Annotated in this window: 14 protein-coding genes; 6 read left to right on the top strand and 8 right to left on the bottom strand. The window is 71.6% G+C overall.

Annotated features, from left to right (window positions below; genetic code table 11):
- Both ABD993_RS18015 and ABD993_RS18020 read left to right on the top strand, forming a co-directional pair.
- Nucleotides 1-250, top strand: a 250-nt coding sequence (locus ABD993_RS18015) for an integrase core domain-containing protein (RefSeq protein WP_345419391.1), incomplete at its 5' end; no start/stop codon positions are given.
- 60 nt (nt 251-310) lie between these two features.
- Nucleotides 311-1,036 (top strand): SDR family NAD(P)-dependent oxidoreductase, encoded by a 726-nt coding sequence (locus ABD993_RS18020; protein ID WP_345419394.1) that lies wholly within the window; start codon nt 311-313, stop codon nt 1,034-1,036.
- Here ABD993_RS18020 and ABD993_RS18025 read toward each other — a convergent pair.
- From ABD993_RS18025 to ABD993_RS18035, 3 genes are read right to left on the bottom strand one after another with little or no spacing between them, the layout of a single operon-like run.
- A complete protein-coding gene (locus ABD993_RS18025; protein ID WP_345419397.1) occupies nt 1,033-1,917 on the bottom strand; it encodes a GNAT family N-acetyltransferase in 885 nt (294 codons plus the stop codon). The two genes, ABD993_RS18020 and ABD993_RS18025, sit on opposite strands and share 4 nt — an antisense overlap.
- Nucleotides 1,918-1,928: 11 nt before the next feature.
- On the bottom strand, nt 1,929-3,119 hold the full coding sequence (locus ABD993_RS18030) for an aromatic ring-hydroxylating oxygenase subunit alpha (RefSeq protein WP_345419400.1): 1,191 nt from the start codon (nt 3,117-3,119) through the stop codon (nt 1,929-1,931).
- Nucleotides 3,120-3,133: 14 nt separating this feature from the next.
- Complete coding sequence (locus tag ABD993_RS18035) at nt 3,134-4,669, bottom strand: class I adenylate-forming enzyme family protein (RefSeq protein WP_345419403.1); 1,536 nt, start codon at nt 4,667-4,669, stop codon at nt 3,134-3,136.
- A 37-nt stretch (nt 4,670-4,706) separates the two neighbouring features.
- Between ABD993_RS18035 and ABD993_RS18040 the strand changes: the two genes are divergently transcribed.
- Complete coding sequence (locus ABD993_RS18040) at nt 4,707-5,279, top strand: TetR/AcrR family transcriptional regulator (RefSeq protein WP_345419406.1); 573 nt, start codon at nt 4,707-4,709, stop codon at nt 5,277-5,279.
- 47 nt (nt 5,280-5,326) lie between these two features.
- Here ABD993_RS18040 and ABD993_RS18045 read toward each other — a convergent pair whose 3' ends face one another.
- The 3 genes from ABD993_RS18045 to ABD993_RS18055 are packed head-to-tail and all read right to left on the bottom strand — an operon-like array spanning nt 5,327 to nt 7,111.
- Nucleotides 5,327-5,896, bottom strand: a complete 570-nt coding sequence (locus ABD993_RS18045; protein ID WP_345419409.1) for a Rieske (2Fe-2S) protein — start codon at nt 5,894-5,896, stop codon at nt 5,327-5,329.
- Nucleotides 5,886-6,512, bottom strand: coding sequence for an O-methyltransferase (locus tag ABD993_RS18050; protein ID WP_345419412.1), 627 nt, complete (start codon nt 6,510-6,512; stop codon nt 5,886-5,888). Before ABD993_RS18050 ends, ABD993_RS18045 begins: the two co-directional genes overlap by 11 nt.
- Nucleotides 6,509-7,111, bottom strand: coding sequence for a TetR/AcrR family transcriptional regulator (locus ABD993_RS18055; protein ID WP_345419415.1), 603 nt, complete (start codon nt 7,109-7,111; stop codon nt 6,509-6,511). The genes ABD993_RS18050 and ABD993_RS18055 overlap by 4 nt, the downstream gene beginning before the upstream one ends.
- Nucleotides 7,112-7,190: 79 nt before the next feature.
- Here ABD993_RS18055 and ABD993_RS18060 point away from each other — a divergent pair, with 79 nt between their 5' ends.
- The 3 genes from ABD993_RS18060 to ABD993_RS18070 are packed head-to-tail and all read left to right on the top strand — an operon-like array spanning nt 7,191 to nt 10,530.
- Nucleotides 7,191-8,165: an SRPBCC family protein gene (locus ABD993_RS18060; RefSeq protein WP_345419418.1), complete on the top strand. Its 975-nt coding sequence runs from the start codon at nt 7,191-7,193 to the stop codon at nt 8,163-8,165.
- Entirely contained in the window at nt 8,162-9,796 is a 1,635-nt protein-coding gene (locus ABD993_RS18065) for an AMP-binding protein (protein WP_345419421.1), read from the top strand. Before ABD993_RS18060 ends, ABD993_RS18065 begins: the two co-directional genes overlap by 4 nt.
- On the top strand, nt 9,793-10,530 hold the full coding sequence (locus ABD993_RS18070; RefSeq protein WP_345419424.1) for an enoyl-CoA hydratase/isomerase family protein: 738 nt from the start codon (nt 9,793-9,795) through the stop codon (nt 10,528-10,530). Before ABD993_RS18065 ends, ABD993_RS18070 begins: the two co-directional genes overlap by 4 nt.
- 14 nt (nt 10,531-10,544) lie before the next feature.
- Here ABD993_RS18070 and ABD993_RS18075 read toward each other — a convergent pair whose 3' ends face one another.
- Nucleotides 10,545-11,564, bottom strand: a complete 1,020-nt coding sequence (locus tag ABD993_RS18075) for an acyl-CoA dehydrogenase family protein (protein ID WP_345419427.1) — start codon at nt 11,562-11,564, stop codon at nt 10,545-10,547.
- A gap of 3 nt (nt 11,565-11,567) precedes the next feature.
- Nucleotides 11,568-12,773: an acyl-CoA dehydrogenase family protein gene (locus ABD993_RS18080; protein ID WP_345419430.1), complete on the bottom strand. Its 1,206-nt coding sequence runs from the start codon at nt 12,771-12,773 to the stop codon at nt 11,568-11,570.
- Between the last annotated feature and the right edge of the window lie 35 nt (nt 12,774-12,808).

Here is a 12,808-nt window from a genome sequence, read left to right on the forward strand (position 1 = left end):
CCACAGCTCCAGTCTCCTTGCTAGATCAGGAGCCTCTCCACCGGCCAGGACGGTTCACGGTAAGATCGAACGCTTCCACCGCACCCTCGCTGACCGCTGGGCGTTCCGACGCTTCTACGCCAGCGAGTCACAACGCCGAAAGGCACTTCCGGCGTTCCTCCACGAGTACAACCACCACAGGTCCCACACCGCCCTCGGAGGTCAACCACCCATCACCCGGTTGACCAACCTGTCCGGGCAGCACATCTAGGCCTCCTCGCCACGAACCTTATGGCTTTAGGCTAGCTGTACGGACCGAAGGAGGTCGAGGGTGAAGGTCGCACTCGTGACCGGGGGAGCGCGCGGCATCGGCGCGCAGCTCTCCCGCAGGCTCGCCGCGGACGGGTTCGCCGTCGCGGTCAACTACGCGGCGAGCGAGGAGGCCGCCACGGCGCTGGTCGCCGAGATCACCGACGCGGGCGGGACGGCCTGCGCGCTGCGCGCGGACGTCGGCGACGCGGACGAGGCGGCCGGGCTCGTCGCGCGGGCCGCGGACACCCTCGGGCCGCCCACCGCGCTCGTGCACAACGCCGGGATCAACCTCTCCGGATCGGTCCGCGGGCAGAGCCCGAGGGACTGGGACCGGGTGCTCGCGGTGAACCTGAGCGCGGCCTTCTACCTGGCCCACGCGGCCCTGCCGGCGATGTACGAGCAGGGGTGGGGCCGGCTCGTGTTCTTCACCAGTCCCGCCGCCGAGCGCCACCCGATGCCGACGACCGCCGCGTACGCCGCGGCCAAGGCGGGACTGCAGGGGATGACGAGAGCACTGGCCAAGGAGACGGCGCGGCGCGGGATCACGGTCAACAGCGTGCTGCCCGGGTACGTGCTCACCGACATGGTCGAGGCCGAGGGTTCCGACGCCGTCGCCGAGATGGACCGGCGTTGGCCGCGGATCCCGCCCACCGCACTCGCCTCGACGGTGTCGTTCCTGCTCTCCGACGAGGCCGAGTACGTGTCGGGCGAGGAGATCGGCGTCTGGCGCGGCGGGCCGGTCTAGGCAGGGGCCCGCGGGATCCGGAAGGTCAGGTCGCTGCGATCGTGCTCGAAACGATGGGCGCGAAAGGCCTCGAGCACGTCCTCGTCTGCGCCGTCGACCAGCGCCTCGACGGACCGCCCGCCCTGCTCGCGCAGCCATCCGACCGATCCCGCGATCACCCGCCCCGCTGCGTTGCGCCGCGTCCCTGGCGGCCCGCCGGGCACCTCGAGGCCGAGGATCGCTGCGGGGCGGGCGGTGTGCTCGTGCAGTCCCTGCCGATCGGCCCGCACGACTCGGGCGAACCCTGCGTCGAAGCCGAGCACCACGGCCGCGCGATCCGGTTCGCCCAGGTCACCGCCGAACCGTGGTGGTGTCGGCGGCTCTCCCGGGAGACGGTCGCGCACCACCGGTGCGGGACCCGGGGTCGGCCTGTCCTCGGCCGGGAGCACCAGGTGATGGCGAACCCCGGATGACCCCACGCCGAAGCGACGCGCGAGCCGCTCCGCCGCCGGATGGCTGCCGTAGGCACTCGCCCGCAGGGCCCGCGCCCCGGTGTCGACCCAGCCCTGCGAGGGATCCGTGCCGAGGGCCTCGACGACCGCTGTCGCGACCCCGATGGACCGCCGTTCGGGATCGACGACGAGCTCGACGACCGCGGTCCCCGGCCGGATTTCGCGCACCACCACGACGGCGGCGAGCACGTAGTCCTCGGGGTGTCCGACATCGTGGCGGTGCAGGCAGGTGTCGATCTCCAGCACGGTGTCCGCGTCGGTGAGGGGATCGGCGCGCAGCGGCGGGCCGAAACCCATCTCCGCGTCGAACCCCGCAGCCCGGTCGAGGACTGCTGCCGCTGCGGCGGAGAGCCCTTCGGTGCGCCGGAGCCGGACGAGTTCGGGGCTCACGGTGGCCCCCATCAGGTCTCGCCGGGCTCGATGGAGACCAGACGTTCCAGCTCCCGACGGAACAGGTGATTGCCGAGCTCGTTGCGGCCCAACCGCATCGTCCCGGCGTCGAGGCTGCGCATCGCCTGCTGCGAGCCTTCCAGGATGGGGAAGTCCTCGTCGTGGATGATCGAGATCATGATCTTCCAGTTCTTCGCCCAGAGCCGGTCCCAGGCCTCCTGGTCGAGCCCGGTCGCCTCGGTGGTGGGCGCCATGACCCGCATCTCCATCACGGACTCGCCGGGGTCGTCGCCGTAGGGCCGGAAGGTCAACAACTCCACGTGCGTGGCGTGCTTGAGGATCATGCTGTTCGGGGCGAGGAAGCAGCTCTCGATCGTGTGCTTGCCGATGTCGCCCTCGTCCCAGCTCGCCGGGTCCTCACCGATGAAGCGGTCGATGCTCTTGCGGGCGGCCAGGAACCAGAAGTGGCGCCCGAAGTCCTCCAGCGCGAGCTTGTTGGTGTGCAGCACCTTGCCCGCGGTGTTCGGGTGGGCATAACGCACGTGGTAGTTGTCCAGGAAGCCGTCCTGCATGATCTTCCAGTTGGTGGGCCGGTCGAAGCTCTGGGGTGTGACGCTGACCAGGTCCTCGATCCGGTATCCCGCGAGGACGGCGTCCATCTCGGGGCCGAGCCAGGATTCGACGTCGATCGTGCGCTGCGCGTTGTCGATCATCCAGAGGAAGCCGTGCCGCTCCTCGACCGGCAGCTCGACCAGCCCGTTGCGCTCCCGGTCGAGGTCGCCGAAGGTGTCGTCGAGCGTGACGGTGCGCAGCTCGCCGCTCGGGTCGTAGGACCAGCGGTGGTAGGGGCACGAGAAGATCCGGCAGCGCCCGGAGGCCTCCTCGACGAGCTGGGCTCCGCGGTGGCGGCAGGCGTTCACGAAGGCCTTCACCCCGCCGTCGCGCTGTCGGATCACGATGACATTGTTGCGCGGGAGCCTGCGGGTCAGGAACTCGTTCGGGCTCGCGATCTCCGAGCCGTGCCCGACGATGAAGGGCACCTCGCCGAAGACGCGGTCACGCTCCAGCGCCGCGGTCTCCCGATCGCGGTACTCGACCGCCTCGGACGTGGAGACCGACGTGAACTCGTCGGTCGTCTCCTTCTCGACGTGCCGCAGCATCGTGCGGAAGGCGTGGTCCCGCATGTCGGCATCGAGGGTCATCGTTGATCGCCTCCTCAGGCGGGTTGGGGCTTGCGGCCGTGCCGCGTGTGATGGGTGGGGATGTCCGCGTGCCGCAGTCGGAGCGCCGCCTTGTCGATCTTCATGCTGGACGTGCGGGGCAGCGGATCGGCGGAGAAGACGACGTAGCGGGGCATCTTGTAGGCGGCCAACCGTTGCCTGCAGTGCGCGAGCACGGTGTCGGCGTCCAGTTCGGTGCCCGGGGACGCGGCCGTGCGCAGCAGGAGGGCCGGGGCCTCGCCGAACTCGTCGTCCGGCACCCCGATCACGGCGACCTCGAGGACGCCGGACAGGCTGAGCGCCGCGCGCTCGACCTCGGCGGCGTACACGTTCATTCCTCCGGAGATGATCATGTCCTTCGTGCGGCCGACGATCCGGAGTGCACCGTGGGCGTCGACCACCCCGACGTCTCCGGTGCGCAGCCAGCCGTCCCCGAAGGTGTCCGCGGTCAGGTCGGCATCATTCCAGTAGCCTGCGGCGACACCCGGTCCGGAGATCCTGATCTCTCCGGGTTCGCCCTCGGCGCAGGGGGTGCCGTCGGCGTCGGTGACGACGACGCGGGTGAGGATCCCGCCCGCGCCGACCGACTCGGGGCTGTCGATCGACTGCTCGACGGTCGGCCAGGTCACGTTCGATGACGACTCGGTGAGCCCGTACGCCTGCCGCAGTCCGACACCCTTGGTCGACCAGGCCGCGATGAGCTCCGCGGTGACCGGGTTGCCACCGGTGAACGCCACCGTCAGCGAGGACAGGTCGGCCGCGGCGAACTCGGGCAGGGCCGCCATCTGCTCGTAGAAGATGGTGGTGGCGGCGAAGGTGGAGATCTCCTCGTCCCGGATCAGCTCCAGTGCCGTCTGCGGGTTCCAGCGGGGGAGCAGGACCACGCTGCCTCCGAGCACCAGCGGGCCGAGCAGGCCGTTGAGCAGCCCTGCGGCGAAGGAGAACGCGCTGACGTTGAGCGCCCGTGCCCCGACGAGCTCAGGGGCCTGCAGGGTCCACTCGAAGAACGCGCCCAGCATCGAGGGGTGCGTGTAGACCACACCCTTGGGTAGGCCGGTGGAACCCGACGTCGGGATGATCGCCGCCGGCCGAGAGGGGTCGCGGGCCAGATCGGGGAGATCGGTCTGCCCCGATACGACCTCGATGCCCTCGAGGGGCAGGATCGGCGGTGCCTGCAGGATGCCGGCGAGCACGGCTCGATGTGTCTCGGCGGCCACGACCAGGGTCGGGGTGACCCGGTCGAGCACCTCCTTCAGCTCGAAGGCCCCGAGCCGCTCGTTGAGCGGGCAGACGATCGCTCCCGCGCGCAGCACTCCCAGTGCGGCCACGGCCCAGTCCGCCGACAACGGGCCCACGATGCCGACCCGGTCGCCGGGCCGGACACCGGTGGCCACGAGGCGGCTCGCCACCCGGTCCTGCGCCTCGACGAGGGTTCGCCAGGAGTAGGAGCGGTCGGGGTCCTGCAGCGCGGGGGCGTCGGGGCGCCGGCGGGACCAGGCGGACAGGGCGTCGAGAACGGTGGTGGTGCGCATCGTCGGGCGTCCTCCGTCAAGGGAATAGGGTCGGGGGATGGGGCGAAGGCCGATCATCACGCGGGACGCCGCGGCCCGCGCCGCGTTGTCCATCGTGGACGAGAGTGGGCCCGCGACGCTGAGCCTGGCGCGCGTCGCGGCGGCGCTGGACGTGCGGGCGCCCTCGCTCTACAACCACTTCGCGGACAAGGCGGAGATCCTCGCGGAGGTCGCCCGGATCGTGGTGCTCGACAGCGGGCGGGTGCCGGACCCGGAGCCCGGCGGCTGGCGGGAGTGGCTGGTGGAGGAGTCGACGTTGTTCCGCCGCTCGCTGCTGCGACACCCGCGAGCGGTGCCGCTGGTGGTCGAGCACCTCCCGCAGCCGCTCCTCGTGCGGCTCTACCGGCAGTACGCGCTCCTGTTGGGGGCGCACGGGGTGCCGGCGGACATGCATCTCTTCCTCCTCGAAGGGGTGCATCGGATGGTGCTCGGGTCCGCGATCAGCACCGCCACCGGCCGATCGGCGCTGCAGGAGCTCGACCCTGAGCCGCAGCCCGCCTCCGCCGAGGAGGACGAGCGTCGGTTCGTGGCGATGGTGCAGGCCTTCCTGCGGGGCGTCGATCTGCCCTGACCCCGTGCGGTTTAAGCTAACATTATTAGTAAATGCAGGTCAACTGCTCAGTCGAGGGCGAGGACCCACAGGTCCGTCGCGGTCGTGGCCAGGCGGGGTCCCGCGGGGCGGACCGACCGGACCTCCAGGTGCGGGCCCCGTTCGGTGACCCGCAGGCCCGCTTCGTCCCAGCCCGCGGGGAGCTCGGCGTGAACCTCCGAGACCGGGCGGTCCACCTCGGCGTGCTCGGCGCGCACCAGGCGGGTGTCGCCCCAGTCGAGGCGCGGCGCGGTGGCGGTCCAGACCAGGCCCGCGTGCTCGGCGGCGGATAGCCGCAGCAGGGACCGGTCCACGCGGTCCACGCCCACGAACCCGTCGTCGAACGGCATCGAGCGGATGCCGCCGTCCCGGGCGTAGCACCACCGGTGGTACGGGCAGCTGAACATCTTGCGGCGGCCCGCGGCGGCGGTCTCGACGCGGGCGCCGCGGTGGCGGCAGACGTTGGTGAACACGGCGATCGTGCCGTCGTCCTGGCGGACCACCAGGACGGGGGTGCCGCGGACGTCCGTGGTCACGAAGGAGCCCGGCTCGGGCAGCTCGTCCCGGTGGGCGACGGGGGTCGGCGGGTCAGTCCACATACGACAGCACTCCCACGTCGAGCAGTGTGGTCCGGAACCGGCCGCTCGGGTCCCGGACGAGGTCGAGGTAGTCCGGCTCGCGGCCGTCGTTGAGGACCAGTGCGCCCGGCCGCAGGTGTGGGGCGAGCACGTCCAGGGTCCGGCGGGCGAGCGAGGGGGCGGCGAGCTCCGGCCAGCCGTCCACCGCGACCAGGTCGACGGGCTCGGGGAGGTCGGCCAGCACCTCGACGGGATCGCCGCACCGCAGGTCCACGAAGTCGGCGAGTCCCGCCGCGGCCAGGGTCTCGCGGGCCGCCGCGACCTTCTCGGGTCGCGGGTCGGCGCCGATCACGAGCCCGCCGCCGTTGTCCCGCACCGCCGCGGCGAGGTACACGGCGGTGGCGCCCTCGGACGAGCAGAACTCCACGGCCGTGTGGGCGCGCGCGGCCCGGGCCAGCAGGTACAGCAGCTCGCCCTGGACGGGTCGCACGGAGAACCCGAAGTCCCCGACGGCTCCCTCGACCTCGCGGGCCTCGTCCGCGACGCGCTGGGCGCGGGCGTAGAGCTCCTCGAGCACCTGCTCGACGCTGGGGTCGCGGAGCACGTGGGCGGTCCCCGCCAGGATCCGGTTGATCACGGCGAGGATTCCCGGACGAACGCCGGGACGAGGAACCGGTGCAGGATCGCGCGGCGGTACTCCTCGGACAGCTCGTCGTAGTCGTGCCAGTCGAGCAGCATGAACGTCACCGAGGTGAGCCAGCGGTAGGCCATCGGCAAGTCGACTCCCGCCGGCCTCAGGGTGTCCGCCCAGACCGCCTCGGCGAAGGCGTCGGACGCCGCGTGCGCCGCCATCAGCGGGTTGGTGCCCTGGGGTGAGCCGGTCCGCAGCATCTCGCGGATGAACTCGTCCCCCCGGCCGATCTGGACGACGAACAGCATCCCGGCGACGAGCTTGTCGGCGAGCCCCTGCTCCGCGTCGACGACCCGCCGCACCCGCTCCACCAGCCGGTCGGCCCGCGCGAACACGATCGCCCGGACCAGCGACTCCCGGTCGCCGAAATGGCGGTAGAGCGTGGGTCGGGAGACGCCGGCGGCCGCGGCGACCTCGTCCATGCTCACCCGCGCCACGCCGAAGCGGGTGAAGCACTCCTCCGCGGCGGCCAGCAGGGCGTCGCGGGTGTCCGTCCGCTGTGGACCACTGGTCCGACGGCCGCCGGTGAAGCCTCGGGCACTCATGGCCACCTCCGATGTATCACTTGACAAAATTTGTATCACAGACACACTGATCCCACGTCATCGACGACAGGAGGTCGGCGTGCACCCGGACACCAGGCGGGCGATGCGGGAGCACCTGCTGACGTTCATCGACACCCGCACCACGGACTACGCGGACGAGCCGATGTGGATCGACGCCGCGCGCTACCACGACCCCGATCACCTGCGGGCAGAGTACGACGCGGTCTTCACCGCGCACCCGCGGATCGTGGCCCACGGCGGCCAGGACCTGGTCCACACACCGGAGGGGATCACCGTCACCAGGTCGGACGGCGTGCTCACCGCCGTGGACGCGGCCGGTGTGCACTACCCGGTGCAGGAGTACGCGGGTCTGGTGTGGATGCACCCGGACCCGGAGGCGTCGTTCGACATGGCGACCTGGTTCGGTCCCGAGCTGGACCGCGACATCGCGTGCTGCGGCGTGGCGGACGCGGCGCTGTACCGCCACGAGACCTTCCGGCTGGACGTGAACTGGAAGACCGTGATGGACGGCTTCACCGACGCCTACCACCTGCAGTTCGTGCACCCACAGACCGTCGGGCCCTTCTTCCACACCAACGTCTACAAGTGCGACCCGTTCGGGAAGAACTGGCGGATGGTCGTGGCGCGCCGGGGGATCGAGGACTTCCGGGGCGAGGACGTCGACTACGGCGAGTTCACCGAGTACGCCATCGCCAGCTTCACCTGCTACCCGGGCTCGATCATCGCGCTGGCCCCCGCCCACTTCGAGATCTGGAGCGTCCGCCCGGACCCCGGGGACCTCGGCCGCAGCATCGTCGACCTGTGGTTCCTGGTCCCGGAGCTGCCGACCACCGACAAGGCGCTCCGCTTCCGGGCGAAGAACTGGGAGATCGTGCTGCACGCCGTGCGGGACGAGGACTGGGTGGTGGCGAAGTCGGTGTCGGACAGCCTGCCGCGCAGCGGGATCCCGGCACTCGTGCTGGGCCGCAACGAGAAGGCCACCCAGATCCTGCACCGTTCCCTCACCGCCGACGTCCCGTGGAGCCGGTCATGACCACCACCGCCCCTTCCCCCTCCGTGCGGGGGCTCGACGCGCCCCTCGCCCCGCCCCTGCCGGTGCTCCTCGCCCGGCGGGCCGCTGCCGACCCCGACGGCAGGCTCATCGACTGCGTCGACGGCTCACCCGGCTACACCAACGCCGCGTTCCACCGCGACGCGCTGCGCTTCGCCGCCGGCCTACGTGGGCTCGGGGTGGGCCCGGGGGACCGGGTGGCCGTGATGCTCGACGCGACCCCGCTCGCCCACGTCTGCTGGCTCGGCACCGCCTGGCTGAAGGCCGCCGAGGTGCCGGTCAACACGGAGTTCCGAGGTCGGACGCTCGAACACACCCTCACCGACTCGGGAGCGGTCGTCCTGGTGACGACGAACGCCCTGGCCGCGCGGATCGCGGACCTCACGGTCCCCGCGCTGCGCCACCTGGTGACGGTCGACGACGAGCTCCCGTCGGTGGGCGTGCCCGCGGTGCGCCTGGCGGACCTCCTGAGCGGCCACGAGCTCGCGACCGACGACCCGCCACGTGAGCGGGACCCGTACGCGGTGATCTACACCTCCGGCACCACCGGGCCGTCCAAGGGCGTGGTGATGCCGTGGGCGAACCTGCACTCCGGCGCGATGCAGATGTTCCCGGACGACGACGGGGAGTACCCCGACGGCGCCTGCTACGCGCCGTGGCCCACCTTTCACGCCGCAGGCAAGGTCATGTTGACCTATGCGGCGATCAAAGGCCTGCGGGTGGTCATGCGGCCCCGGTTCAGCGCGAGCGAGTTCTGGCCGGACGTCCGGGCCCACGGCTGCACTCACGTCCACCTACTCGGTTTCGGCCCCCTGCTGGCGAGCGCGCCCGAGCAGCCGGACGACGCGGACAACCCACTGGCCAGAGTCCTGCTCATGCCGCTACCGGCGAACCATCGCGAGTTCGCCCACCGGTTCGGCGTACGGGTGTCCACCGGCTGGGGCATGACCGAGATCGGGTTTCCGTTGGCGGTGGCGGACCCGGAGGTCGCGGGCACGTGCGGGCGGTTGCACCCCCTGTACGAGGCGCGGGTGGTGGATCCGGACGACTTCGAGCTGCCGCCGGGCGAGCCCGGCGAGCTGATCGTCCGGACGCACGCTCCGTGGCTGATGATGACCGGCTACCTGGGCCGTTGGGAAGCGACCGCCACGGCCTGGCGCAACGGCTGGTTCCACACCGGGGACGTGCTGCGCCGAGACGCCGACGGGAACTTCTTCTTCGTCGACCGGGTCGCGGACTACCTGCGCACCAAGGGGCAGAACGTGTCGTCGTTCGAGGTCGAGGCGGAGATCCGCGCCCACCCGGCGGTGCAGGACTGCGCCTGCGTGGCCGTCCCATCGGAGCTGGCGGCGCTCGACCGGCTCTCCGTCGGGGTGTCGGACGACGACATCAAGGTCGTCGTGGTGCCCGCGGACGGGATGGCCCTGGACCCCGCCGAGCTGATCGCGTTCCTCGCCTCCCGCATGCCTCGATTCATGGTGCCGCGCTACGTGGAGATCGCGGCGGAGCTACCGCGCACCCCGACCGGGAAGGTCCGCAAGGCCGCCCTTCGCGGGGACGGGCCCGGCGCGGCCTGGGACCGGGTGGCGGCCGGGATCGTGCTCGACCGGTGACGCTCCATCGCCATGAGCTGGGAGACGGGATCGTCCTCGTCGAGATCGACCGTCCCGACTCCCACAACGCTCTGGATCGCAACGCCCAGTACGAGCTGGACGCTGTGCTGGCCGACCTCGACGGTGTGCGGGCGCTCGTGCTCGCGGGCGCGGGCGGGCGCGCGCTGTCGGCGGGGTGGGACATCCACGAGATGCGTGCCCTCTCCGCGGACGAGAGCCTGCGGCTGGGCCTCGAACGCGAGGAATGGCTGTGGCGGTGGTTCACCGCTCCGGTGCCGACCGTCGCCGCGGTGCAGGGGATCGCCTACGGGGTCGGGGCGTTGCTGGCCGCGTGCGCGGACCTGCGGGTCGGTGGGCCCGGCACGCGCTTCGCGGTCACCGGGATGTCCTACGGCTATCCGGCCCTGACCTGGCTGCTGCCCGAGCTGCTCGGCGCCTCCCGGGCCGCCGAGGTGCTGTTGACCGGCGAGGTCGCAGGTCCGCGGGCCGCGGAGATCGGGCTGCTCAACCGCTACTCGGACACCGACGACGGGGTCCGGGACGCGGCCGTTCAGATGGCCAGGACGGTCGCGGCCCTGCCTCCGGGCGGAGTGCGCGCCGCGAAGCGCCTCCTGCGGGACCGGCTGCGTCCGGCCTACGACGCCGAGAACGCCTCGGCCCGGCGCGCCCTGGTCGAGCTCACCCCGGCCGAGTTGTTCGCGGGCTTCCCCCCGCGGCGATCCCCCCGCGACTGAGGTATGGCTGGTGTCTAGACGGAGCGCAGGTAGCGACGCCGATGGGTGTCGGCGGTGCCGAACTCGTACTCGAAGGCCGTGAGCCGCTTGAAGTAGTGCCCGATCGCGAGCTCCTGGGTCATCCCCATGCCCCCGTGCAGCTGCACCGCGCTCTGGCCGACGAACCGGGCGGCCCGGCCCACAGTGACCTTCGCGGCCGAGACCGCCTTGGCGCGTTCCGCCTCCGAGGTCAGGAAAGCCCGGTAGACCGCGGACACCGCCAGCTCCAGCTCGAGGTCCATGTCCACCATCCGGTGCTGCAGGACCTGGAAGGAGCCGATCGCCTGGCCGAACTGGCGGCGCTCCTTCGTGTACCCGACGGTGTCCGCGAGGACCTTCCGCATGCAGCCCACCGCCTCCGCGCAGGTGGCGGCGGTCGCCTCGTCCAGCGCGGGCTCGAGCAGGTCCCGGGTGCCCAGACGCGTGCCGGGGACGTCGGTGAACCGCAGGTCCGCCGCGTGCCGGTCGTCGATCGTGCGGTAGGGGTGCGCGTCGAGGCCCGACGAGTCGGCGGTGACCAGGAACAAACCGTCCGCCGCGTCGACCAGCACATGGGTGGCCTGCGGAAACCCGACCACGACGGCCGCGGTGCCGGTGAGCGCCCAGCCCCCATCCACCCGGCGCGCGCCGACGTCGGTCTGGAGCGCGGGGGCGATCCGCACGGACCCGGCGACGAGGCCCTTCAGCTCGTCCGCGGCGCCGGCGCGGCGCAACACCCCGCCGCCGAGCACGGCGGTGTCCACGAACGGCTCGACGACGAGGGCGCGGCCGAGCTCCTCGGCGACCACCATCGTCTCGACCGGCCCGCCGCCCTCCTCGGGGAGTGCGGCGCCGAGGATGCCGAGATCGTCGGCGAAGGCACGCCAGACCTCCGGCTGCCAGCCCTCCGCCGACCACGCGGCGGCCCGGCTGCGCCCGAGGTCGTAGTGATCGGCGAGGTAGTCGGCCAGGGACCGCCGCAGCAGGTCCTGCTCCGCGGTGAGGGTGAAGTCCATGAGTCAGAGCCCCAATGCGGCTTTGGCGATGATGTTGCGCTGGATCTCGTTGCTTCCGGCGTAGATGGTCCCGGCGCGGTCGTTGAAGTACCGAAGCGGGGCGACGGCCTGCCACGGTTCGCCGCCGACGTAGCCGTCGGCCGGCGGCGTGAACCCGTCGACGGGACCCCCCGGCCGGGTCGCGTGCGGCTGGTAGGCCCGTCCGCGCGGACCCGCCGCCTCGAGCAGCAGCTCGGTCAGCGTCTGGCTGAGCTCGGTGCCGATGATCTTCATCCGCGAGGCGCCCGCGCCGGGGTCCCGACCCTCGGCCACTGCGGTGAGCACGCGGAACTCGAGCACCTCCAGGGCGTCGATCCTGATCCGCGCGTCGGCGAGTCTCGCCGCGAAGACGGGGGAGTCCTCCATCGCCGCCACCGCGGCCACCTCGTCCGCCATGACCTGCAGCTTCGGTGCCATCGCCGATCCGCCGCGCTCGAACTGGAGCAGGTACTTGGCCACGGTCCAGCCGTCGTCGATCGCGCCGACGACGTTCGCCTTCGGCACCCGGACGCCGTCGAAGAACTCCTGGTTCTGGATGATCTCGCCGGAGGTCATGACCAGCGGCCGCACCTCGACGCCCGGCGAGGTCATGTCGATCAGCAGGAACGTGATGCCCTGCTGCTTGCGCTCCGACCTCGTGGTCCGGACCAGGCAGAACATCCAGTTCGCCTCGGCGGCGTGAGTCGTCCAGATCTTGCTGCCGGTGCAGACCAGGTCGTCACCGTCGGACACGGCGGACATCTGCAACGACGCGAGGTCGGAACCCGACTCGGGTTCGGAGTAGCCCTGGCAGAAGAACACCTCGCCGGTGAGGATCCGCGGCAGGAACCAGTCCTTCTGGGCCGCCGTCCCGAACCTCATGAGCACGTGCGCGACCATGTTGATCCCCATGGGGGACAGCGAGGGAGCGCCGGCCAGGACGGACTCGCGCGCGAACAGGTAGCGCTGGGTCACGGTCCAGCCCGCCCCGCCGTACTCGACGGGCCACGCGGGTGCGGCCCAGCCACGCTCGTGCAGGATCGCCTGCCACGCCATGCTCGCCTCGTGGTCGGCGTACACGCTGGTCATGAGCCGGCCCGCCCGGCGAAGGTCCGGGGTGAGCTTCTCCTCCAGGAAGGCGCGCACCTCGTCGCGGAAGGCGAGGTCGGCCGCTGACCAGTCGAGGTCCATGCTCCGCAACCTAACAGATGTAGGTGACTATGCTC

The organism is Pseudonocardia xishanensis, from assembly GCF_039541715.1.
Classification (GTDB): domain Bacteria; phylum Actinomycetota; class Actinomycetes; order Mycobacteriales; family Pseudonocardiaceae; genus Pseudonocardia; species Pseudonocardia xishanensis.